Origin of the sequence: Ferrovibrio sp. (genome assembly GCF_965278975.1) — a bacterium.
GTDB lineage: Bacteria > Pseudomonadota > Alphaproteobacteria > Ferrovibrionales > Ferrovibrionaceae > Ferrovibrio.
In genome coordinates, this window is record NZ_OZ257126.1 from 2,504,280 (window position 1) to 2,526,177 (window position 21,898).

The window sequence follows — 21,898 nt, forward strand, 5'->3', positions numbered from 1 at the left end:
TTCCATGCGTAACAGCCTCATTGCTCTTGCCGCCGGCCTGCTGATTGGTATCGGCGGTACGCTTTTCATCGCCGCGCCTGAGAAGATTCCTTTCCTGCATAGCGATGGCCCCGATGGCCATGGACATGGTGCCAAGGACGGCCATGGCCATGGCGGCGGTGCCGAGGTGGAAGAAAATCCACTCAAACTGAGCGACGAACAGGTAACGCAGTCCGGTATCAGTCTCGCCCAGGTACGGGAGGGCGAACTGGTGCGCACCACCACCTTCCCCGGCAATGTGGTGGCCAATCCTGACCAAGTGGCAGCCGTGGCGGCGAAATCCTCCGGTGTCATCGTCGACTTGAAGAAGCGGCTTGGCGATACGGTGGCGAAAGGTGAATTGCTGGCCGTGCTGGAAAGCCGCGAGATCGCCGAAGCCAAGGGCGAATTCCTGGCGGCTCAGCGCAGCGAGGCCCTGGCCCGCACTACTTTCGAGCGCGAACGCAACTTGTGGGAAAAGAAGATCAGTTCCGAGCAGGATTACCTGCAGGCTCGCGCCACTGTCGAGGAAGCTCGCATCCGTATTGACCTGGCGCGGCAGCGACTTGCTGCCTTCGGCTTCAACGGCAGCGACCTGTCGCGGCTGAACGGCAGCAATTCCGGCCTGCAGGTGCTGGAAATCCGCAGCCCCATTGCAGGCCGCGTGGTGGAGCGTCGTGCTGTGCTGGGCGCTTCCGTGCCGAGCGAGACTGAACTCTTCACGGTTGCCGATCTGTCCCGGCTGTGGATTGAGGCGTCGGTAGCGCCGACTGACCTCGCTGCCATCCGGGAAGGTGATGCGGTGGTGGTGGACGGCCCGAACAAGGCCGAGGGCAAGGTGGTATTTGTCAGCCCGGTAGTCGACCGTGAAACCCGCTTGGCCAAGATCATCGTACAGATCGGCAATACGGATAGCAGCTGGCGGCTCGGCGATTTTGCCTCCGTGACGGTGAAGAGCGCCGTAGAACGTGCCGCCGTCCTGGTGCCCAAGGCGGCAATCCAGCGCATGAAGAAGGAGTCGGTGGTGTTCGTGCGCACCCCGGAAGGCTTCGAGATGCGCGAAGTGGTACTCGGCCGCAGCGATGGCAACCAGACCGAAATCCGCTTCGGCGTCGAGGCCGGCGAGGCAGTGGCGGTAGTGAATTCCTTCGTGCTCAAGGCCCAGGTCGAGAAAGCCGAAGCCGAGCATTCGCACTGAGCGCCAGGGAAAGATTTAAGCCATGATCGAGCAAATTCTTCGTCTGTCGATCCAACAGCGCCTGGTGGTGCTGATCGTCACTCTCGGCATCAGTATTCTTGGTGTGCAATCGCTGCTCAAGCTGCCGATTGATGCCGTACCCGACATCACCAACAACCAGGTACAGATCAACGCCGTGGCGCCTTCCTTCTCGCCGATGGAAATCGAGAAGCAGGTAACCTACCCACTGGAAAATGCCCTTGCCGGCATTCCGGGATTGGAATCGACCCGGTCGCTGTCGCGTAACGGCTTCTCCCAGGTCACGGCGATTTTCAGCGACAAGACCAACGTGTATTTCGCCCGCCAACAGGTGGCCGAGCGACTGGCCGAGGCACGGGAATTGTTGCCTGAAGGCATCGAGCCGCGGATGGGGCCTATCTCCACCGGACTTGGCGAAGTTTATATGTGGCTGGTGCGGTATAAAGCCGAAAAAGGCCCCATCGGCGGCGAGAACGGCTGGCAGGCGGATGGCAGCTATGTCACTGCCGAGGGCGAACGGCTCGATACCGAGGTGAAGCGCGCTACCTATCTTCGCACGGTGCAGGATTGGCTGGTGCGGCCGCAACTGCGGAATGTCACCGGCGTTGCCGGCATTGATTCGATCGGCGGCTATGTCAAGGAATACCATGTGCAGCCGAAGCTCGACCGGCTGCTGGCATTTGGCCTGACCCTGAACGACCTCTCGGATGCCATCCAACGCAATAACACCGCCATCGGTGCCGGTTTCCTGGAGCAGAATGGCGAAGGCCTTGTGGTGCGCGCCCATGGTCGGCTGGAAAGCGTGGACGATATCGGCAATGTGGTGATTGCTACCCGCGATGGTGTGCCTGTCTATGTGCATGACGTCGCCGCCATCGACCTAGGCCATGAATTGCGCAGTGGCGCTGCCAGTTCGGCGGGCCAGGAAGTGGTGGTCGGCACGGCCCTGATGCTGATCGGCGGCAATAGCCGCACGGTTGCAGATGCGGTGCATGTCAAGTTGGCCGATATCAATCGCTCGTTGCCGCCAGGTATCGAGGCGGCACCGGTGCTAAACCGCACCAAGCTGGTGGATGCCACGGTGGCAACGGTAGAGAAGAATCTCGCCGAAGGTGCATTGCTGGTAATCGTGGTGCTGTTCCTGTTCCTCGGCAATATCCGCGCCGCGCTGATCACTGCGATGGTGATTCCGATCACCATGCTGATGACGGCAACCGGTATGCTGCAAGGCCGCATCAGTGCCAATCTGATGAGCCTCGGCGCTCTGGATTTCGGCCTTATCGTTGATGGTGCGGTGATCATCACGGAAAACTGCCTGCGGCACCTTGCCGACAAGCAGCATGAGTTGCGCCGTCCGCTTACCCGGCGTGAGCGCCTACTGGAAGTGATGGTGGCATCCAAGGAGATGATCCAGCCCTCGGTATTCGGCCAGGCAATCATCATCATTGTCTATGTGCCGATGCTCAGCTTCACCGGCGTGGAAGGCAAGATGTTCGAGCCGATGGCGCTTACTGTCATCCTTGCCCTGGCTTGCGCTTTTGTGCTGTCGCTCACCTTCGTGCCGGCGATGATCGCATTGTTCGTCACCGGGCCGGTGAAGGAGAAGGAAAGCCGTTTCATGGCAGCGGCCCAGGAAGGCTATGCCGCCTTGCTGCACCGCGTTGTCGGCATCCCGGGCCGTATCGCGGCTGTGGCGGCTGCCATCTTCTTCGGTTCGCTGCTGCTGTTGACGCAATTGGGGCAGGAATTCATCCCGACGCTGGATGAGAAGGATATTGCCATGCATGCCATGCGTATCCCCAGCACGTCCCTGAACCAGTCGGCTGCAATGCAGAGCCTAGTGGAAAAGACCGTGGCGCGCTTCCCTGAAGTGGCGACGGTATTTTCCAAGACCGGTACGGCGGAAGTGGCTTCCGATCCGATGCCGCCAAATGTATCGGACACCTTCATTATCCTTAAGCCGCAAGAAGAATGGCCAGACCCTGACAAGCCGAAGACGCAGTTGATCCGTGAAATCGAGCAGGCAGTAAGCCGTGTGCCCGGCAACAATTACGAATTCACCCAGCCGATCCAGATGCGTTTCAATGAACTCATTGCCGGTGTGCGCTCCGATATTGCGGTGAAGGTCTATGGCGATGATTTCGACACACTGCTCGAAACCGCGAATGCTGTTGCTGCCGCTTTGCGTGGGGTATCCGGTGCCAGTGACGTAAAGGTCGAGCAGGCGGCTGGCCTGCCCTATCTGGACATTAAACTTAGGAAGCGTGAGATCGCCCGGCGCGGTCTCAGCGTGTCCCAGGTGCAGCAGGTGATTGCCACGGCGATTGGCGGGCATGAGGCCGGCTCGATGTATGAAGGCGACAAGCGGTTCGACATCGTGGTGCGTCTGGCAGATGCGGCCCGCAGCGACCTGGAAGTGTTGCGCAACCTGCCGGTGCCGCTGCCGGGCAGTGGCCGGCTTGCCACCATCCCGCTGCGCCAACTTGCCGATATCGAGATCAGCGAAGGGCCGAACCAGATCAGCCGCGAGAATGGCAAGCGCCGCGTTGTCGTGCAGGCCAATGTGCGCGGCCGCGATATCGGCTCGGTGGTGCGGGATGCCCAGGCGCAGATCGCCACCCGCGTCACGCTGCCATCGGGTTACTGGATCGCCTGGGGCGGGCAGTATGAGAACCTGATCGCCGCCAAGAACCGCCTGATCATTGTAGTGCCGCTCTGCTTTGCCGCGATCTTCTTCCTGTTGTTCATGGCGCTCGGCAGCATGCGCGATGCCCTGATCGTCTATAGCGGCATTCCCTTCGCCTTGGTCGGCGGCATCCTGGCGCTCACGCTCCGTGGCATGCCGATCTCGGTTTCAGCAATTGTTGGCTTCATCGCCTTGTCCGGCATCGCTGTGCTGAACGGCCTGGTCATGGTCTCCCGCATCCAGCAGGAACTGGCGGAAGGGGTGGATAAGGCGGCAGCCGTAATCGATGGCGCGGTGGCCCGGCTCCGTCCGGTGCTGATCACTGCGCTGGTGGCCTCGCTCGGCTTTGTGCCAATGGCGATTGCCCTTGGTACGGGGGCAGAGGTGCAGAAGCCGATTGCCACTGTGGTGATTGGTGGCTTGATCAGTTCGACCCTGCTCACCTTGCTGGTACTGCCGGCGCTTTATGCCCGCTTTGGCACCGGACGCCAGACCAGCAGCGACGAACTCGATCCGGTCACCAGTCATCAGCCACACCCGGCTGCAGGAGAATGATCATGTCAAAATCGCTCATTGCCTTTTCCGCCCTTGCGCTGCTGTCGCTGAGTGGCTGCGGCTGGTCGCAGGAGGAGTATCACGCCGCGATCCGCCAGCAATGCCAGGAGAAAGGCCTGCAGGCCGGAACCACGGCTTTCCAGGAATGCTTTGCCAAGGAGCTGCACGATGATCATAGCTACGCGCCGAGCATGTCAGCACGCTTCCGTGGCCATGACTGGCGCCATGATATGGAGTAGCCCGGCCATGTCTCGTATTGGCAATGGCATTGCCGCCCTGGCGGGCTTGGCGCTGCTTGTATTGTGCAGCGATGTGGCGCTGGCGCACCAGGATGAAATCGGCACCCTGGTGATCCAGCACGCCTATGCCGAGCCGGCGCGGCAGGGCGGGGATACATTGCTGCGACTAGCCATCGAGAATAATGGCGCGTCGGTGCGGCAATTCACCGGCCTGCATAGCGAAGTGGCGGAAGTCAGCCGGATCGAGGTCAAAGTGGGTTCTGGCCGTTATGTGCCAATCGAGTCGATGGCGATAGCGCCCGGTGAGATACTGGACCTGGAGGACACCGCGCGCATACGCCTGCTGCGTCTGCGGCAAGATCTCGTCATCGGCGACAGCCTGGAAGCCTGCCTGGATTTCGCGGATGGTCGTGAGAAGCGGGTGCAGGTCACGGTCGGCAAATTCGAGTTGGGTGATTGATAGTTCTTTGTAGATTATCTATGGCAGCCTGGATTGGTATGATCGGTCCAAAATCGCCTAAAAGCACATAGTAGAAAAATCGCACTTTGCACTAAGTGCCGGGATTTCTGTCATCGACGGGTCATCTGAAATCCCGGCATATGAATGCTGACCTTGCGCTATGGCTCCCGGCACTTGGCGGCCACCGGAGTTCGGCTTCAGTTATTGTCTGCTGCAAGCACCTTCTCGAAGAACGCCTTGGTCCTTTTGAACGCGTCTTCGGTTGCGGTCGGGTTGCCACCAATCTTGTGCTTCTTTACCCCGCCGCCAACGCTCCAGCCGTCCACCTCGGTGATACGCTCCGGCCGGTCGAAGCTGTGGTAGGTGCCGGGGTAGAAGACCATCTCGGTCGGGGCTGCAGACTTGAGGGCTTCGTAAGCCTGTAATTCGCGGCAGAGAGGGGCGGGTGTCCAGCTATCGTCTTCTCCGATGAGGATGAGCAGGGGGATGCTGATCTTTGTGTCCTGCTTCGGATTGCAATAGGGGTAGTAGGCAACCGCTCCCCGGATGCCGAAGGCCTTCAACTGGTACCTATCCTGCACCGCTTTCATGATGGTCCAGCCACCATGGGAGAAGCCGATCAGGCCGATCTTGTCCTTGGCCACATAGGGCAGGCTGGCGAGATACTCCGCCCCGCCGATGATGTCGGAAACCCGCATCTCAGGTGTCACGACGGTGGTCTGGGTACAGATATTCTTGTAGCCGCGCGATATGAAGCTATCGGGGACCAACGCCACATAGCCCCAGGACACCAGGCGCTCAGCCCAGGCCTTGTGATGGTAATCGGTGCCACCGCAACCATGCAGGACCATGACGGCCGGGAACGGACCGTTTCCACGGGGCTTATAGATACCGGCATAGACTGTTACCGGGCCGCCTAGGCCTGGGATCACGGCATTCGGGTAGGTGACATTCTCCTTGGATTGGGCGCGGGCCTGATTGATGCCGGCGCTGAAGGCGGCGGTGGCCAGGAGTATGCATATCAGGATCTTGTTCATTGGATGCCTCTGGATGGTTCGACAGGGGTTAACTGTTCGCGGTGGGCGGATGGAAAATAGATGTGGGCTAAAAGCGGCCCTAGAAACGGGCCTCGATGTACCAGCGGCCCTTTGTCTGATCGACCCAGGAGATGCTGTAGAGCACGGTGCGCTTGCCGGCATTGGTGATCGTTTCCGCCTCGCAGAGATGGCTGACGACCTGGCCGTTCTGGTCCTTCACGACGGCTTCGGCGCTATTCCAGGCCCAGGAATTCTTGGTCAGTGAGGCGCTTACCACTTCCTGTATCTCCAGCTTCATCCGGCGCCCCGCAGGCGAGTTCTTTACCGCCTCCTTCAAATGGCTCTGGGCGGTGCGGCTCTCGCAGGCTGGGAGTGAAGCGGTCATACCGAGTTCACCACCTGCCCCCTGGCGCATGAGGTTCCAGCCCAGGGCAATGACCAGGATGATGCAGAAGGTGATCTTATCCCTGACCCGATGGACGACCACGGCGCCTTTCTTGCGCTTATAGACTGGTCCCATCCAGAGCAGGATCAGCCCCGGCAGCAGGAAGACCAGGGAGGCCAGCACATTTAGGAAGGCGACGGCCACGCCCAGCGCGTTGATGCTGCCGACCAGCCAGAGCTTGCGGTAGGCGGGGATGGCGGCCCATTCGGGCAAAGTGGGAGCGGTGACGGAATCGGGATTCGTCATTGAAGCCTCATTCTCGGGAATTGGATTAGGTGGGGCGGGCGGCTTAAGGCTGCGCCCAGACGTGCCGTTCTATTGGGATGGTTGTGTCTCCTGGCGGGCCTCGATTCGGAGGGAAATCCCGTTTTCTGAAACCTCCCGCCCAAGTAGTCGTAATTATCCTCGTAGTCGCGGCGTGGTCAAGCGACATTTCCGTATTCTCCTTCGGTGGTTAATTCCAATACCCGGAAACAAATTCGGGCATGCAAAAACGTCAGTTATCAAAGTCCTCCGCTCGGGCTTCTAGCGGTCCCAGGAAGCCCGATAAGAAGTCCCGAGCAGCCTTCGCCACTCCGGAAGAAGTGGGGCGGCAACTGCAGCTTGGTTTGCGGATCAAGGCGCTGCGCGATGACCGTGATCTGACCCAGGAGCAACTAGCTGAGTTGATCGGTAAAAGCGTCGATACGGTGTCGAGTATTGAGCGAGGAAAATCCGCGCCGGGGTTTGCGACGGCTTTCGATATCGCCAAGGCGCTCGGTGTCAGTTACGTTGACCTTTTCGACTGGGTAGAGCGGGATAAGCTTACGCCCCAGCAAAAGGATCAAGCTGTGCTAGTCGAGAAATTCCGTGCCCTTATCGAGGGACGCAGCAACCCGACCATGGAGGATGTGGTTGTCTTGACTGAGGCGATCTCGAAAGCTGCTAGCAAGCGGGCCGGATAGCTGGAAGTAGCTGCGGTCAGTATTCCTCAGCCAGCATCAGCGTCAGCACACGGGTGGTAACCTTTGGATCGGTAGGATCGGGAGAACCGTATTCCAGCCGCTTGTCGTAGGTATCGATCTTCCAGAAGAAGGTCTGGCCACCATCCTTGATGCTGCCAAAGTCATGTTCGCCGTAAGGATCGTTATCCTCGGTAAAGGCCTCGAACTGAATGATCTGGCGGCATAGCTCGGCGACGCGGATGGGGCCAAGGGCCTGTACGCCGGTGGTAATCATGAACCGCCCGCCAAGGCCGCCGCTCTTGCGGAAGGCATCATTGAGTTCGCGGATGCGGGCGGTTTGATCAGGCTGTTGCTGAGGCATGGCAGACTCCTCTTGTGGCCGGTAGCGGGATGCGGCCGGCTTGGTGGGCGCTAGGTGAAAGTCAGGGGCCGGCGATCAGCCGGTGACGCGGCGGGAGCGGCGCAACTGGTAGGCAGCAAGCGGAATGGTTCGGTCGTCCAGGATGACGAAGACGGTACCGACGAGCCGGGTAATGCCGCGGCTGGTGCGTTGGCGGTCGCGGCGGTAGCGCAGTTCCCTAATGCGGGTGACGCGATGGGGCTTGCCCGGTAGCAGCACCAGTATCTCCGTCTTGACCGGGCGCCCCTCCAGCAGGAACATCAGTTCATCCACCGTCATGGCACTGTCCTTGCGCTGGTGGGCAAGGTGGGCGGTGGGCCGTTGGTGTTTTCCCTGGGCGGAAAATCCTGGAACACCTGATCCAGCACCAGATGGATGCTCTCCGCGCCCAGCTCGCAGATTGGCCCAAGTGGGCAGATGACTAGCCCGGTGCGCAGCAGCTTGAGTTGCCGGGCACGCTCAAGCCGGGCTTCCAGTTCATCCGCTTGGTCCTGGGTGCCATCAAAGGCTAGGACGAAGAGGTCGGTATCCGGCCCCTGGAACAGCGCCAGGTACCGCTTCGGCGTAGCATCATGTGTCATACCGGGCCTCACTCGAAGCGCAACGTGGCTTCATCGGCATCATGCAGCACTGGCTGCGGATGCCCGGCTTTGGCCCAATCCTGCCAGAAGTGCACAAACGGCCGGTGATCGAGGGTGATGCGGGCGGGGCTGCCGTCATCGTCATACTGGCCCAGCAGCGAGACGACGCTGCCGTGATCGACAATGCGGCTGATATGAACGGGACGCTCAATCATGTTGTTCTCCTTCGGTTGGGCGTTGGGCAAACGGATGCGTGGCGCCAGCCGGAGCGGGCGCGGGTAGATCGGGTTGTTGTGGAGTAGGGCTAGTTGGCGCCGAAGAGGCGCAGCAGGGCAGCCTGGCCCCCCGCCTCAATCGTCTTGGAGATCAGTGGTGCTGCACGATGCGGGCCACGCTTCGGCCCCTCAGCAATCACCGAGGCCGGCACATCGAAGGACGCCAAGGTGGATTGCTGACTGCCTGGCAGCTTCTCCTCAAAGTGGGCAGCACCGACGGCAAACCCGCCCTGCATAGAGGCCGACGCCACCGCGACCCCATGCCGCTGCCAGTAGCCATCGCGTCCGGGCTGCTTGAAGGCATGGATGGCGGCCAGCGCAACAGTCGGGCGCTGTTCCTCCAGCAGCATCTGCCATTCCCGCAGCGCCTGCTCCCGGAGCGGCTTGAAGCCCGGCTTCTCGACCCGGGGACATTCCCCGTTGGGCAGCCACAGATCCCGGATCGGCATGCCACGCTTCCTGGTCATCTCGGCATCGGCGCAGATGCCGAACATGTCGAAGCAGGAGCAGAGTGCCGCCTTGTGGCCACTCGGCAGGGTGACGAAGCGGTGCAGCGAGGAATAGTCCGCCAGCACGGGGACATAGACCCGCTTGCAATGGATGGTATCGGGATCGGCCGGGATGATCTTCCTCGCCAGGCCGACGATACCGCCTGTCCCGACACCTAAGCAAAGCTGGTCGCCAAACTCCCAGCGCCGGGGAGAGGCAGAATCAGCACCGAACACCACCAGGCTGCCGGGCGAAGCCCCGGCCAGGATGGCTACGGCCCCTCGCACGGAAGCCATGAAGCCCTCCTTGCCGAGCAGCCTGACCCGGGTGGGGTGCTTCTTGTCGGCGATATAGCCCGAGAGGCGGAAGAAGGCGCCGGGTAGCAGCAGGGCATCAAGGCCGTGCCATGCCGGGTCTTCGGCGATTGCCTGGGCTGCAGCCAGCAGCAACTGGCCCCGGGGCTTGTTGACACTCAGCCGATGGGCACGCTTGCCCAATACGCACAAAGCCGCGATCCGCGGCGACCGGTTCGGTCCACGCATGACGTCACTCCAGATTATTGGTTGGGGTTCGGGTTGCTGTATGAATTCGGCTGCACCGGGCCAACCCAAGCCGGTATGCCGTTTACGCCTGACCCGGCCAAATCCGCCGGTCAGGTACGCCGACTAGACTAAACCATCGCGACGAGGCGCCGCTTCACCAGGCTATCGCCGTCGATATACCGCTGGGTCTGCTCAATGGAGCGATGCCCGGCCAATTGCTGGACATCCCGGAGGCTGCCACCGGCCTTGAAGACCAACCGGGCGGCCCGGGTAATGAAGGTGCGGCGGCCGGAATGGGAGGAGCAGCCAGCAAAGTCGAGGCGGGCATAGAAAGCCCTGAACCAGTTCACTACGCTGCTGGCCCGCATCCGGGTGCCACGCTCGGACTCGACCACATAGCCGCTCGATCCCCGCAGCGGCCTCAAACGCCCCAAGGCCAGCCGTAGGCTCGGGTGCAGCGGGATGCTGCGCCCGCTCTTCATCTTCGCCGCCCGGTCCTGCAGCTCGATGCGGTCGCTTAAGTAGCCGTCCGAGGTCTCGACCATGGCCCAGGTCAGCCCGGCAATCTCGCCAGCCCGCAGGCCGGCCTTGACCGACAGCAGCAGCATGGCCTGATCACGCCGGCCATGGCGGCCACGGCCTGCCTCGGCCAAGGCCAGCCGCAGCTGGCCGTTTGTTAACACTTTGGCTTGTTTGCCTGCCATTTTAGCCTCTTTTTGACATAAATACCCGTATAAGTAGTATATCGAATAGGGCTAATTTGTCAATAGAATCAATCGGCTAGGCCAAAATGGTTAATTTGCGACTTGGCAATTATACCCAGAATACTTGAGCTATGGCATGATGGACGCCTGCCTTCGATCTAACGTCGGACGATATAGTCCACAGAATGACCGGAGCAGCTATTTAGGCTCGCGAGAGCATTCTTATAGGCAGGGATGGGATGCGCGCAGCCTAGCTACCACCGACCTCACACACGTCTTGCAAGCACGCCCCCCCTCCCCCCGATAGGGGATAACAACGGTGGTGTGGACTGCTGAGGGCGGCCACTTTACCGGAGGGGTCGGTTAGGCTGTCGTCTCGGGTCCCTTGTTCGAGCAATGGCAACCAGAACATTACTTTGGCTTAGTTCTATAAATCCGCCAATTAATGAATACCAGTGCGCGTTATGTGACGGAACAATTCAAAAAATAGTTGTGTTCGGCTTGGTTTTTCAGCAATTAATACTGCTGACTGACCCGCTGCGACAGCAGCGTTGAGAGCGTTATGGGGAGTAAATGGCGAATAAAAGGCAGAGCAAGAAGACAAACGTCGTAACGCTTGCGACACCCCTAGCCAATCTTAAGGCTAATCTTAAAGGCAAAGTTCGGCGTCATCTCCGGTCCCTCGGTTTCAGGCGGTCGAAGGATGACGGTCGTCTCGTAATTGACGGGACCGGAAAAGAGGCGATCCGTTCGCTGCATTTGGCCCAACGCAACAACAAGCTCAAGCAGAACAAGGAATTTATTGAAGAGCAGTGGCCACTACTGCAAAAACACTTCGCCTCAGGCTCTGAGATCGACCCCGGCAATATCAAGCCCGAACTTGAACTGGTCCGCTCTAATAGCTGGCAGGCCAACCTTTTTCGGCTTGCCGCCCTCACCTGGGCCGTGCCGGTATCCAACGGGTTCGGGCGACGGCTCCGTTATCTCGTATGGGATAGGCACAACAACAAGCTCATCGGCCTCATAGCTATTGGGGACCCGGTATTTAATCTGACCGTCCGCGATCAGCATATTGGCTGGGATGTGAAAGCACGAACCGAGCGGCTAGTGAATATTCTTGATGCCTATGTGCTGGGGGCTATCCCGCCTTACAACATGTTGCTAGGTGGGAAGCTTGTCGCCTCACTCATTCGCTCGCGTGACATCTATAATGACTTCACCAAGCACTACGGCAATTTGGAAGGCATCATCTCCAAGAAGGAAAAACGTGCCCGGCTGCTGGTTGTCACCACGTCTTCATCTCTTGGACGGTCCTCAGTCTACAACCGTCTCAAGCTGGGTGAGCAGCAATACTTTATAGACATCGGATTTACGCGGGGGTGGGGCCATTTCCACATCCCGGATACCCTCTTTATCGAAATGCGTAATTACTTGCGTAAACTTAAGCACAAATACGCTGACAAGCATCGTTTCGGCCAGGGGCCGAACTGGCGTCTGCGTACCGTTCGTGCTGCACTTACGGCATTAGGCTTCAAGGATGACCTGCTTAAGCATGGCATACAGCGCGAAGTCTTTTTCTGCGAGTTGGCGAAAAATGCTCGCGGCATACTTCGTACAGGCAAGGGGCGTCCGAACATCAAGAGCCTGCTGACTGCTAAGGAAGTGAGTGAGTTGGCGGTTAAGCGATGGATGGTGCCGCGCGCGGAACGCCGTCCTGAATACAAATTATGGCAAGCGGCCAGTATCGCTGACTTGTTTGCAGAAAAACGGGCTATTAGCAAAGTTGTCGAGATGAGGTAGTTGTGCTGGAAACCAGCCTGCCATAGCCATGCACCATACGCTCGAAGCATGGCAAAACCAAATGGAGCAGCATTTTTCTGCTCTTGCTGCCTCGCGCGCCGCAACAAAGCTTCCGATATTTGCGCTTGAGCATCCGCTCACACATGAACAGCTCAGAGAGATCGCCGATCAACTGCGGGTGCGTGTCGCCCGTAATCTTCCGCTCATTCAGCACTGGTTGCTTTGGGTCATCTATGCGACCGAGGAGGGTTATAGTTATGAAGGCATGGAATTTTGGGATTCTTTCGAGGCACACACCCCTAAATGGCGTGAGCATGAAAACCGCGCGCAGTTCAAGGTCTGGTTCCGAAAGTTTCAAAAAACATACAATGGGGTCGAGCCACGAGGGCCATGGGCACGACAGTTCAACAACATTGTCTGGCCGATACGCCATGCAATTCTACCCAAATATCTCCAATATCAATTTGCCGAGGCCCTGCATGGGCTGCGTTTCAAACTTGCCCGCCTGAATTCGCTGGATGCAGCGGAAGTGGGGCGTCTTCTGGCGGACAATTCGTGGAATGCATCCAAGCGTCTCCGCGAATTCCTCCAGCAGGAGGAATTATCTGGCCGTATCGTGCTGGCCCTGCTCAACCATGATGTTGCCGACCGGGAGTTGATCCATAGCTCCACGCTTTCGCGCATCATAGCGGACCTGGAGAAAGTACATAAGGCAAAGGTCTGGCTTAAAGAGACACGCCGAGCCACCGATATTTTTCGTGGCGTGGAACGCAGATTCAATACGCCTGATACCAGCAAGCCGTCAGAAGGCGGTGACACAGCAGTGAATACATTCGCACTGCGCATGCGCCCGAGCATCATGCTCCGCAAAATGGACAAAGAAAACTGGTCGGCGATTTTGGATATTCCCGACTTTTCGTCGCTAGCCGCCTCCAATGTGGACTTGGCGAACTTTCTGCGGACGACACGCTGCCAAATCGCGGGCGAAGGCATTTGGATGCCCGCCGGCTGGTTGCTCTCCGGCACACAGCGGCGCGCACTCGGAAAGTGGCCTGGACCAGGAGCGCCTATCATTCGATTTGAGCGGCTGAACGGCAACATTGAGAACATTATCAGCGCAGATTTCCAAATACCTTCTCTGCCCTACTGGCTTTTTCGCATAGGCGAAGATGGCTTGGCTTATCAGGTGATAGGCATGACCATCCGCCCCGGTCAACGCTATATCCTGCTTACCTCCGAGCCGTTGACGGCCGAGAACGCTATGCTCAAGCCGTGCAAGGTCCATTGTGAAGGTGTACATGGAACAGAAATCGACCTACCGACCATGCTGCACGATGACGACATTAAATTTTTTCAGCAATTCAAGCTCAATGCCAACCGTACCATTCGTATTTGGCCTGCCGGGCTGGTCGCACGGGGTTGGGATGGTGACGGCTATAGTGAATGGCTGACGACCGAAGCTCCGTGTTTTGGCATTATTCCTGACCATTCGGTGCTGGAATATCACGTCAGCGTTGACGAGCGCGTGACCGATACCATTTCCGTCCCAACCCCGGGCAGGCCGATCTTCCTGCAATTGCCCCTGCTCGCGCCGGGACGCCATTCGGTCCGTATTAAAGCGAAACGCACAGGGCAGGTAGCGGACAAGGATTTGGAAGGCTTCCTGAGTCTGGACGTGCGCGATCCGATCCCTTGGCGGCCGGGTACGACAGCCTATAGTGGGCTTTTCGTCATAGCCGATCCTACGGACCCTTCATTCGAGCAATTCCAGGATGGCGACCTTTCCTTGGTCGTCTCCGGTCCAGAGGGGGTTCAAGTCGTGGTGCGCCTGATTCTGGCCGGACGCAACGGCGCGCAGTTACTAGACCATGAAATCGCTAAATTGGACCTGCCTATTTCAGCGTCCACATGGTCCCAACGCATCGGCAAAGAACTCGCCCACGATAAGTTTGCGTGGAAGCTCATCGAAGGAACTTCGGGCATCCTAAAAGTCGGCAACGAGGATCTCGGTTGGTTCACACTCAAGCTAGAACGTGACGCACGCCCGCTTCGCTGGATCTGCCGCAAAGTGGATCATGCGACAAAAATCAGACTGACGGACGATACCGGCTCTGAAGCCGATGCCAAGGTGTTCTGCCGCACATTCAGCCACCCCCTCACCGACAACGAACTTGGTCATGCGTCAATGTTAGCCGGAGTTTCCGTCCCAAGTCCTGGTGGCCTGTTCGTGGCCCGTCAGGGGGATATATGCGATGCACTAGTTGTTAGTACGCCGGAGATCCATGGCTTTGGTGAACTACTCATCAGCCCTGATCCCCATGTGCTGAATACTCAGAGTATCAGGCTACTCCTCACGACAGCCAATCTTTGGCAACGGGCTCGCCTTGCTGGGCCGCTAGCGAGTTTGCGCCGGGACCATGTCGTGAATGCACTACTGGAATGCTTTTTTGGCAAACTATGCGGCACCAATTGGGCGCGGCTCGAACGTCAATACATTGAAAATCCTGACGCACAGGACACGGTGGATCAGTTGGGCCGTATGTTTGACCGCAAATCGGCAGGGTTTAATGTGGTCCTCCGCCGTGGTTTCACCAAGATGAATGAGGGCATGGACGCCGGAACCAAGTGGTTCTTCGACACCGCCAGCCGCTATGGCATCTGTTCTGATATCGAACTTTGCAAAACGGCATTGAGGGTCGCAAGTGATCCAACTTTTCTGCTGGCTAAAGCGGACGAGGAAATACAGGACACTATTGTCGCTTTAGGAGGGCATCCGGGCCTGCTGTGCGGCGCACGGCTTGTCGCCGTCAACTCCATGCGGGCAGAGTCTTATAACTCAAAGCGTCTGCTTCCGAGTTGGCGATGGCCGTAACTGCAATAACATCGCGTGAATTGCTCCAGGCGATGCGACAGGCATGTGGTCTGCCGCGGGTCAATGAAAAACATCTTGATGAGCCGCTTCTGGCGGCTTTGATTCGGCGTGCTGCTGGCTTTCTCTGCCCCTGTTCACGCACGACCGTCGCGGCCTCCGTGGTCGAGAGCTTAGAATTTCTTTGCGATCAACCGGAGACGTTGCGTGATCGCGTTGATGCTGCCATCGAATCACTTATTGCGTTCGGCGACCTTCTGGAGCTGAATCAAGTCACCATTGACGACCCGAACGCAAAGGGGACTTGGATTTTTGCTGCGCCACCGGGATTCGTGAAGTTGCGAAGTGGCACGGTGCTGCTGCTTGGCATTTCGAGGGATGAGAGTATGCCGCTACCCTCCGAACTCAGCGAACAGGTAATGTATAATCGCTTCGCCCGCCTCTTGCCTATCGGCGACAAGGGTCAGTCTGCCGCTTTGGCGGCATTGGGCTTGACTGCGCACACCGAGGAAGCCTGGGCGCGTCAGCCTCCAACAACCACGCCGCAGGCCCTTGTGGAAAAGCTGGGAAGCAAGCTGTCCTCCATCCCTGCGAGTGGAGACCTTCCTGAACTTACTTTTGTCCGCTCGGATAGTGACGTGCGCTATTACCGTGGACGCTGGGGTGCACCACGCAATGAAACAGGCATGTTCATTGGAAGGCGGCCGCAGGAGTTTGGCCGCGAGGCACGGTGGGGTGTTGTGCAACTCACCAATGGTGTCTCTGGTAAATTCCTTGATCTGCCAACCCGACCCCGGTGGCGCGGCTGTGATGAGGCTTGGTACATTCAGATGGCGCTCGATGCTAGCCGTCGCACGCCGCAAGAATATCGGGTCCGCGCAGGGAATGATGGAGTACATCTCGACTTCTTCTCGCCGGTGCCAAGCTGGGCGGAGCGTCGGCTAGCCATCGTGGGAGAACCCGCTCCGCGCGAGAAGTGCTTGTTCTCGTATCGAGTTCCACAATCGGAATTAAAAGCGCAAGAAGAATACCTGCAAAAAAACTTATGGCTTGTCCGGGTCGATGACAAGGGTGTGGTGGAGGGATGATGACAAAGACTATTCAGGAAACAATCAAGCAGCTTCATACGTCGTTGCGCGATTACATCGAAGCGACCTATCACATCAGTGATCCAGCGTTGATTGAGCAGCGCAAGGAGTTGCTCGATAAGCCGGGCGTTATCCATCAAGTCCCCTATATCGAGTCCACTCCGAAATATAAGTCTGGCATTACCTTTGCCAGCATGAAGGGGCTACCGCCCGCGACCCTCGAAATCTATCAGTTGCTTTCTAAGGCAGACGGTGAACTGCCCCAGCTTCTCTACGACCCGCCATATAAGCACCAATCCGAGTCAATCGAAGGGTGCCTGATAAATGGGCGCAATCTGCTCATCATGACCGGCACAGGTTCTGGTAAGACCGAATCGTTCCTGCTGCCGATTCTCGGAAAACTCGCCAACGAGGCTAAAAGCTCTCCGAAGTCGTTCGGCGGCGATTTTGGTGTTCGCGCACTGGTGCTTTATCCTATGAACGCGCTGGTGAATGACCAGCTTGGCCGTATGCGTTCGCTATTTGGCGATCCGCGTGTTGTTAAGGCATTTCAGGGATGGGCTGGCCGTCCTCCGCGCTTTGCGCGCTACACCAGCCGAACACCATATGCCGGTATGCGTTCCGGGAAAAAAGATTCCTCGAAACTTATGCCCTTCGATGATTTCTATGTAGAAATCCAACGGCTGAAGGACGGCCCATCATCCGACGAACAGCGCCAGGCCGAGACAATCTTCAAACAACTTAAGGCTCGCGGCAAGTGGCCAGCGAAACCAGATCTGCCAGCATGGTTCGGCAAGAAAGGCAGTCCGTGGCAGGATAGAAAGTCGCGCAAATACCTCCGCGCGGTGACATTGCCTAATGACACTGAACTCCTCACTCGTCACGAAGTGCAGGTTACCGCGCCGGATCTGCTGGTGACCAACTATTCGATGCTCGAATACATGCTCATGCGGCCGATTGAACGGCCAGTGTTTGATCAGACGAAGGAATGGCTGAGAAGGAACCCGCATGAGAAGTTCTTGGTGGTTCTGGATGAGGCGCATCTTTATCGGGGCGCAGCAGGTGCAGAGGTTGGTTTGTTGCTCCGGCGCCTTCGGGACCGACTTGACATCCCCCCTGCACGGTTCCAGGTCATCTGCGCGACCGCGAGCTTCACGGATAAGGACTATGCTGCCGATTTTGGCGCGCAGCTCGCAGGCGTTCCCGCGTCCACCTTTACACCGATAATAGGCGACCTTGATCTTCGTTCACCGGATGGAACGGGTGCTGCAATAGATGCAAAGATATTGGCTTCCATTGATATTGCCACGTTCAACGAGGGTACTCACCCGGAAACGCGAACAGAGGCAGTCAAGCCATTTCTGAACCATCAAGGCGTTACGCCGACTGGCGATTACGAACGCGACTTGTACGAGGCGCTTAAGGCATTCGCCCCACTGGGACGTCTTGTAAATAAGACCATGAAGCAAGCAATGCCCGTATTCGAGTTGGGCAAGGAACTGTTTCCCGGCGTGGGGCAACATGCCGAGGAGGCTGTGAGCGCGTTATTGACCCTTGGCAGTGCGGCCAAAAAGGAGCCGAACGGCCCAAGCCTTCTGCCATGCCGTATTCATAGTTTCTTCCGTGGCTTGCCGGGACTGTGGGCGTGTCTCGACCCCAACTGCTCAAAAGTACCGGAAAGGGAGCGTAGCGGCATCTGCGGTAAGCTATACGGCCAACCTCGGGAACAATGCGATTGTGGTTCCCGAGTTCTCGAATTTTATTCCTGCCGGTACTGCGGTACTGCGTATGCTCGCGCCTATACTGATGACGTGGATAGCCCGACCGCCCTTTGGTCCGAGGCCGGTCGTCGCCTGCGCATGGATGGCGGTGAGACGGACGCCATGTTGTGCCTCGATTTGCTGTTAGAGCCACCGAGCCTCCCGGACAAGGCGGAAATCGCCGACTACGACCTTGAGACGGGGCGCTTGAATCCCAATCAGCACAGCGGACGGATGCGGTCGGTTTACCTTCGGCGAAACCGGATTGCCCCCGCCGTGGACGAGGACGGAGAGCAAAGCCGGGGTGCCGATTCCCGTGGGCAGTTCGCGCCTTGTGCGTGCTGCGGCAAGACCGCGAAGTTCGGCCAATCCTATGTGCAAGATCATCAGACCAAGGGTGACCAACCCTTCGAGGCGCTGGTGTCCACACAAATTCAGATTCAACCTTCTAGCCCTGTCGCAGCTAGTAAGTTCGCTCCACTACGGGGCCGCAAGGTTCTGGTGTTCTCGGATTCACGTCAGGTAGCAGCCCGCCTTGCGCCCAACCTCCAAATGTATTCGGTGCGTGATTCCTTGCGCCCGCTCATCGTCTGGGGGTATCGGGAGCTGGGAAAGAGCACCGCGCTAAGGGCCCTCCTAAGCTTGGAGGATGTGTACCTTGCCGTTCTTCTTGCGTCAAAGAAGCTGGGCGTCCGCCTTCGCCCGGAATTGAAGCAGCATGAGACATTTGATGGTGAGGAAGCCGTTGAAGCAGCCGTAGCGAGTGGCGTGGCAAGTTCGGAAAATGGCCTGCTTACTCTGGGGATGCAATTCCGCTCGGAAAGACCGCCCGAGGCGTTGCTCGACGACATCATCAACACCATTCAAAACCCATTCCTCGGGCTGGAACCGTTAGCTCTGGCATCGCTCCGCGAGGTTGCCGCAATCACCGACGGGCTTGCCAAGCTGCCGGACATTCCGGGAATTGCCGATACGCCGGCGACGAAGATCGAATTGACCCGCGCGTGGCTTCGATGCTGGAGAAACTATGGTTTCTGGCTGAATGCCATGCCGACAAGTTGGTTCATGCGGCCCCGTACGCAAGGCACCAGTGTTCGTGGTAAGAAGGGCAAGGGCAAATTCGATGATATGGACACGATCCTGACAGACCGGGGTGCCCGTAAGATTTTCAATGACTATTGGACACCTGAGTTGCTGAAGTTCTTCTGTCAGGATGCGTCTGGCTTCCTGAAATTGCAGGGTAGTAAACTGGCACTGCAATTCGATGGTTCGTGGGTACGGTGTTCGAGCTGTAAGTCTATTCATAGACCTGTTTCGACTATTGCTCATTGCCTTGATTGTGGTCGCCCGACAGTGGCCCCACTAGACCCGGCAAACGATACGGCATTCCTGGCTCGGAAAGGCTATTACCGGGCGCCTGCCATGGCTTCGCTCGCTGAACCGCCACGCCAACCCATGGCGTTGATCGCTGCCGAGCATACCGCTCAGTTGAACTCTCCACAGAATGAGGATGTTTTCTCGAAGGCCGAAGAGAATGAACTCTTATTCCAAGATGTGTCCGTGACGTGGGGGCGCGATGCCAGCAGGGCGTCAGCAATCGATGTGCTTTCGAGTACTACCACTATGGAGGTTGGTATTGACATCGGAGCATTGTCGGGTGTTGCACTGCGCAACATGCCGCCCGGTCGTGCCAACTACCAGCAGCGAGCTGGTCGGGCTGGTCGTCGCGGCAACGCGGTGGCGACGGTAGTGGCTTTCGGTAGTGCCGATAGTCACGATGAGCATTATTTCGTCAAGCCAGATGCGATGATCCGTGGGGATGTCGTAGACCCCAAACTGACGCTCAATAATCCAGACATTACGCAGCGCCACATCCGAGCCTTCCTGCTTCAGAATTATCATCAGGACAGGTTGCCTGATGTGGATGCGGCCCAAAATCATGACCTGTTCTCGGTGCTCGGTGAGGTCGCTGACTTCCGCAACGGCACGGCTATCTTGAACCGCGCGGATTTTGCCAAATGGCTTCAAAAGAACAAAGATGAGCTACGCGAGCGCATCGGCACATGGATACCCGGCGAACTATCGGAGAAGGACCGGGAGGAATTGCTTGATGGTTTTGTCGATGATTGCCTGAAAGCAGTGGACCGGGCGATCAAGTTTGACAGTGCAATGGCAACAGCATCTAAGGATGAGGAGACTGAAGAAGGCGAAGAGGCCGCTCAAGAGGGCGAAGAGAAACCCATCCGTAATACCGAAACCGGAAAGCTTCTTGACCGCTTGCTATACAGCGGCGTGCTACCTCGTTATGCATTCCCCACCGATGTTGCTACATTTCACGTTTTTGACCGCGCACGTTCGTCGAAATTCCGGGCGGTGATGCGGTTTGCACCTTCTCAGGGTCTCCCGATTGCTTTGTCGCAATATGCACCGGGCAAGCAGATTTGGATTTCAGGCAAGTGTTACTCCTCTGGCGCTATTTATTCACCCATGCGCGATGATCGGGACGATGCCTGGGAAGGGAAGCGCCTCTATTGGGAATGTAATGTCTGCGAATTTGCACAGACCACTGAGTTCGAGCCGGAAGACAAGGGTGTGACCCTCGACTGCCCGGCCTGCGGAACGACACACTCTTTCGGCCCTTCGCAATCTTGGCTGCGCCCGCCCGGCTTTGCTCACCCTGTAGATGTGGAGGAAGTCACATCACCGGATGATGTGCCTGAAACCAGTTATGCGACCCGCGCCAAGCTGACTATGAAGACGCCTGATCAGGATGGGGAATGGACGGTCGTAAACCCGCGCGTTGGTGCCCTTGAAGTCCGAGACCATCTCCTGGTTTCCAATAGTGGGCCCAAGAATGATGGCTATTCCTATTGCCTGAAATGTGGCCGCATCGAAGCGGCTACCGAGGAAAAGCCCATACTCTTCGCGGCGCATCCTAAGCCTTACCCTGACGAAAAGGAGCCGATATGCAGTGGCGACCGGACGGCGCAGCACATCGTTCTCGGCACTGACTTCATAACGGATGTAGTGCTGTTCTCACTCAGGGTGGCCTCACCGCTTCAACTGATGCCTGGTCAGTATCCAACCGACGTGGCCTTGCGCACAGTGAGCGAGGCACTGGCCAAAGCTGCCTGCGAATTGCTGGAGATTGAGCCAGGTGAACTCATGGCGGAATACCGCCCTGCGTTGACGCGAGACGGGCGCCTAGGCAAGGAAGCTGAAATATTCCTGTATGACACATTGCCGGGTGGTGCGGGTTTTTCTAGTCAACTCGTGAACCGCGGAAAGGAGCTGTTCGAGTACGCGCTCCATTTGATGAAGACATGCCCTGAACAATGCGATGCATCTTGCTATCGGTGCCTGCGGAGCTTTAAGAACAAGTTTGAGCACGGGCTGCTTGATCGCCATGTCGGTGCCGAACTGTTGGAATATTTGCTTACGGGCCACTTCCCTAGCTTCAATGCAAAGCGGCTGGAGAGTTCCACTAAGTTGCTGCTGGCCGACTTGCGGCGACAAGGTCGTACCGACATCCTCTACAAGGAAAATGAATCGCTGACAGTGGATGGGCAGGACGTAGTTGCTCCCATTCTTGCCGAGCGAGGTGGAAAGAAGTTTATTGTCGCACTCGCTGCCCCTCTCACATCTGCCTATCCTGCCGACCCAAAGTTGGCGGCCATCAAGGGTGGCAGTGTGCCTTTGATCGTGGAGAACGAGTTGCTCGCTAGGGGCAATTTGCCCGCGACCACACGAAGCGTCGAAGCGAGGCTCACACTCTAGGATAAGAGCGCCG

General features: G+C 57.9%; 17 protein-coding genes. 9 read left to right on the forward strand and 8 right to left on the reverse strand.

All coding sequences use genetic code 11. The annotated features are described in order from the left end of the window. The first annotated feature begins 4 nt into the window (after positions 1-4). The 4 genes from ACQY7X_RS12060 to ACQY7X_RS12075 are packed head-to-tail and all read left to right on the forward strand — an operon-like array spanning position 5 to position 5,174. A complete protein-coding gene (locus tag ACQY7X_RS12060; RefSeq protein ID WP_428245480.1) occupies positions 5-1,216 on the forward strand; it encodes an efflux RND transporter periplasmic adaptor subunit in 1,212 nt (403 codons plus the stop codon). 22 nt (positions 1,217-1,238) lie between these two features. Then, positions 1,239-4,475 carry an efflux RND transporter permease subunit gene (locus tag ACQY7X_RS12065; RefSeq protein ID WP_428245481.1) on the forward strand — a complete coding sequence of 1,079 codons (3,237 nt, stop codon included), beginning with the start codon at positions 1,239-1,241 and terminating at the stop codon, positions 4,473-4,475. 2 nt (positions 4,476-4,477) lie between these two features. After that, on the forward strand, positions 4,478-4,714 hold the full coding sequence (locus ACQY7X_RS12070; protein WP_428245482.1) for a hypothetical protein: 237 nt from the start codon (positions 4,478-4,480) through the stop codon (positions 4,712-4,714). Positions 4,715-4,721: 7 nt separating this feature from the next. Beyond that, on the forward strand, positions 4,722-5,174 hold the full coding sequence (locus ACQY7X_RS12075; RefSeq protein WP_428245483.1) for a copper chaperone PCu(A)C: 453 nt from the start codon (positions 4,722-4,724) through the stop codon (positions 5,172-5,174). Between the two features lie 197 nt (positions 5,175-5,371). Here the strand turns inward: ACQY7X_RS12075 and ACQY7X_RS12080 are convergent, their stop codons facing one another. Continuing rightward, positions 5,372-6,211: a dienelactone hydrolase family protein gene (locus ACQY7X_RS12080; protein ID WP_428245484.1), complete on the reverse strand. Its 840-nt coding sequence runs from the start codon at positions 6,209-6,211 to the stop codon at positions 5,372-5,374. 79 nt (positions 6,212-6,290) lie between these two features. Then, the gene (locus ACQY7X_RS12085) at positions 6,291-6,902 is read right to left on the reverse strand and encodes a hypothetical protein (protein WP_428245485.1); all 612 of its coding nucleotides are present in this window, start codon (positions 6,900-6,902) and stop codon (positions 6,291-6,293) included. Positions 6,903-7,141: 239 nt separating this feature from the next. Here ACQY7X_RS12085 and ACQY7X_RS12090 point away from each other — a divergent pair, with 239 nt between their 5' ends. Next, positions 7,142-7,600, forward strand: coding sequence for a helix-turn-helix transcriptional regulator (locus tag ACQY7X_RS12090; RefSeq protein WP_428245486.1), 459 nt, complete (start codon positions 7,142-7,144; stop codon positions 7,598-7,600). 16 nt (positions 7,601-7,616) lie between these two features. On the opposite strand, the gene ACQY7X_RS12095 is transcribed toward ACQY7X_RS12090, so the two are convergent. The 6 genes from ACQY7X_RS12095 to ACQY7X_RS12120 form a co-directional block, all read right to left on the reverse strand. Next, the gene (locus ACQY7X_RS12095; protein WP_428245487.1) at positions 7,617-7,961 is read right to left on the reverse strand and encodes a DUF3768 domain-containing protein; all 345 of its coding nucleotides are present in this window, start codon (positions 7,959-7,961) and stop codon (positions 7,617-7,619) included. Positions 7,962-8,036: 75 nt separating this feature from the next. After that, entirely contained in the window at positions 8,037-8,279 is a 243-nt protein-coding gene (locus ACQY7X_RS12100; protein ID WP_428245488.1) for a hypothetical protein, read from the reverse strand. Then, positions 8,276-8,581, reverse strand: a complete 306-nt coding sequence (locus ACQY7X_RS12105) for a hypothetical protein (RefSeq protein ID WP_428245489.1) — start codon at positions 8,579-8,581, stop codon at positions 8,276-8,278. The genes ACQY7X_RS12100 and ACQY7X_RS12105 overlap by 4 nt, the downstream gene beginning before the upstream one ends. 8 nt (positions 8,582-8,589) lie before the next feature. Further along, entirely contained in the window at positions 8,590-8,796 is a 207-nt protein-coding gene (locus ACQY7X_RS12110) for a hypothetical protein (protein WP_428245490.1), read from the reverse strand. Positions 8,797-8,885: 89 nt separating this feature from the next. Beyond that, positions 8,886-9,887, reverse strand: coding sequence for a hypothetical protein (locus tag ACQY7X_RS12115; RefSeq protein WP_428245491.1), 1,002 nt, complete (start codon positions 9,885-9,887; stop codon positions 8,886-8,888). 128 nt (positions 9,888-10,015) lie between these two features. Continuing rightward, positions 10,016-10,591, reverse strand: a complete 576-nt coding sequence (locus ACQY7X_RS12120; RefSeq protein WP_428245492.1) for a tyrosine-type recombinase/integrase — start codon at positions 10,589-10,591, stop codon at positions 10,016-10,018. A 573-nt stretch (positions 10,592-11,164) separates the two neighbouring features. On the opposite strand from ACQY7X_RS12120, the gene ACQY7X_RS12125 reads away from it, so the two are divergent. The 4 genes from ACQY7X_RS12125 to ACQY7X_RS12140 are packed head-to-tail and all read left to right on the forward strand — an operon-like array spanning position 11,165 to position 21,885. Then, the gene (locus tag ACQY7X_RS12125; RefSeq protein ID WP_428245494.1) at positions 11,165-12,391 is read left to right on the forward strand and encodes a Druantia anti-phage system protein DruA; all 1,227 of its coding nucleotides are present in this window, start codon (positions 11,165-11,167) and stop codon (positions 12,389-12,391) included. A 28-nt stretch (positions 12,392-12,419) separates the two neighbouring features. Further along, a complete protein-coding gene (locus ACQY7X_RS12130) occupies positions 12,420-15,263 on the forward strand; it encodes a hypothetical protein (RefSeq protein ID WP_428245495.1) in 2,844 nt (947 codons plus the stop codon). Next, a complete protein-coding gene (locus ACQY7X_RS12135) occupies positions 15,254-16,348 on the forward strand; it encodes a hypothetical protein (RefSeq protein WP_428245496.1) in 1,095 nt (364 codons plus the stop codon). Before ACQY7X_RS12130 ends, ACQY7X_RS12135 begins: the two co-directional genes overlap by 10 nt. Further along, on the forward strand, positions 16,345-21,885 hold the full coding sequence (locus ACQY7X_RS12140; RefSeq protein ID WP_428245497.1) for a DEAD/DEAH box helicase: 5,541 nt from the start codon (positions 16,345-16,347) through the stop codon (positions 21,883-21,885). The genes ACQY7X_RS12135 and ACQY7X_RS12140 overlap by 4 nt, the downstream gene beginning before the upstream one ends. Positions 21,886-21,898: the final 13 nt, after the last annotated feature.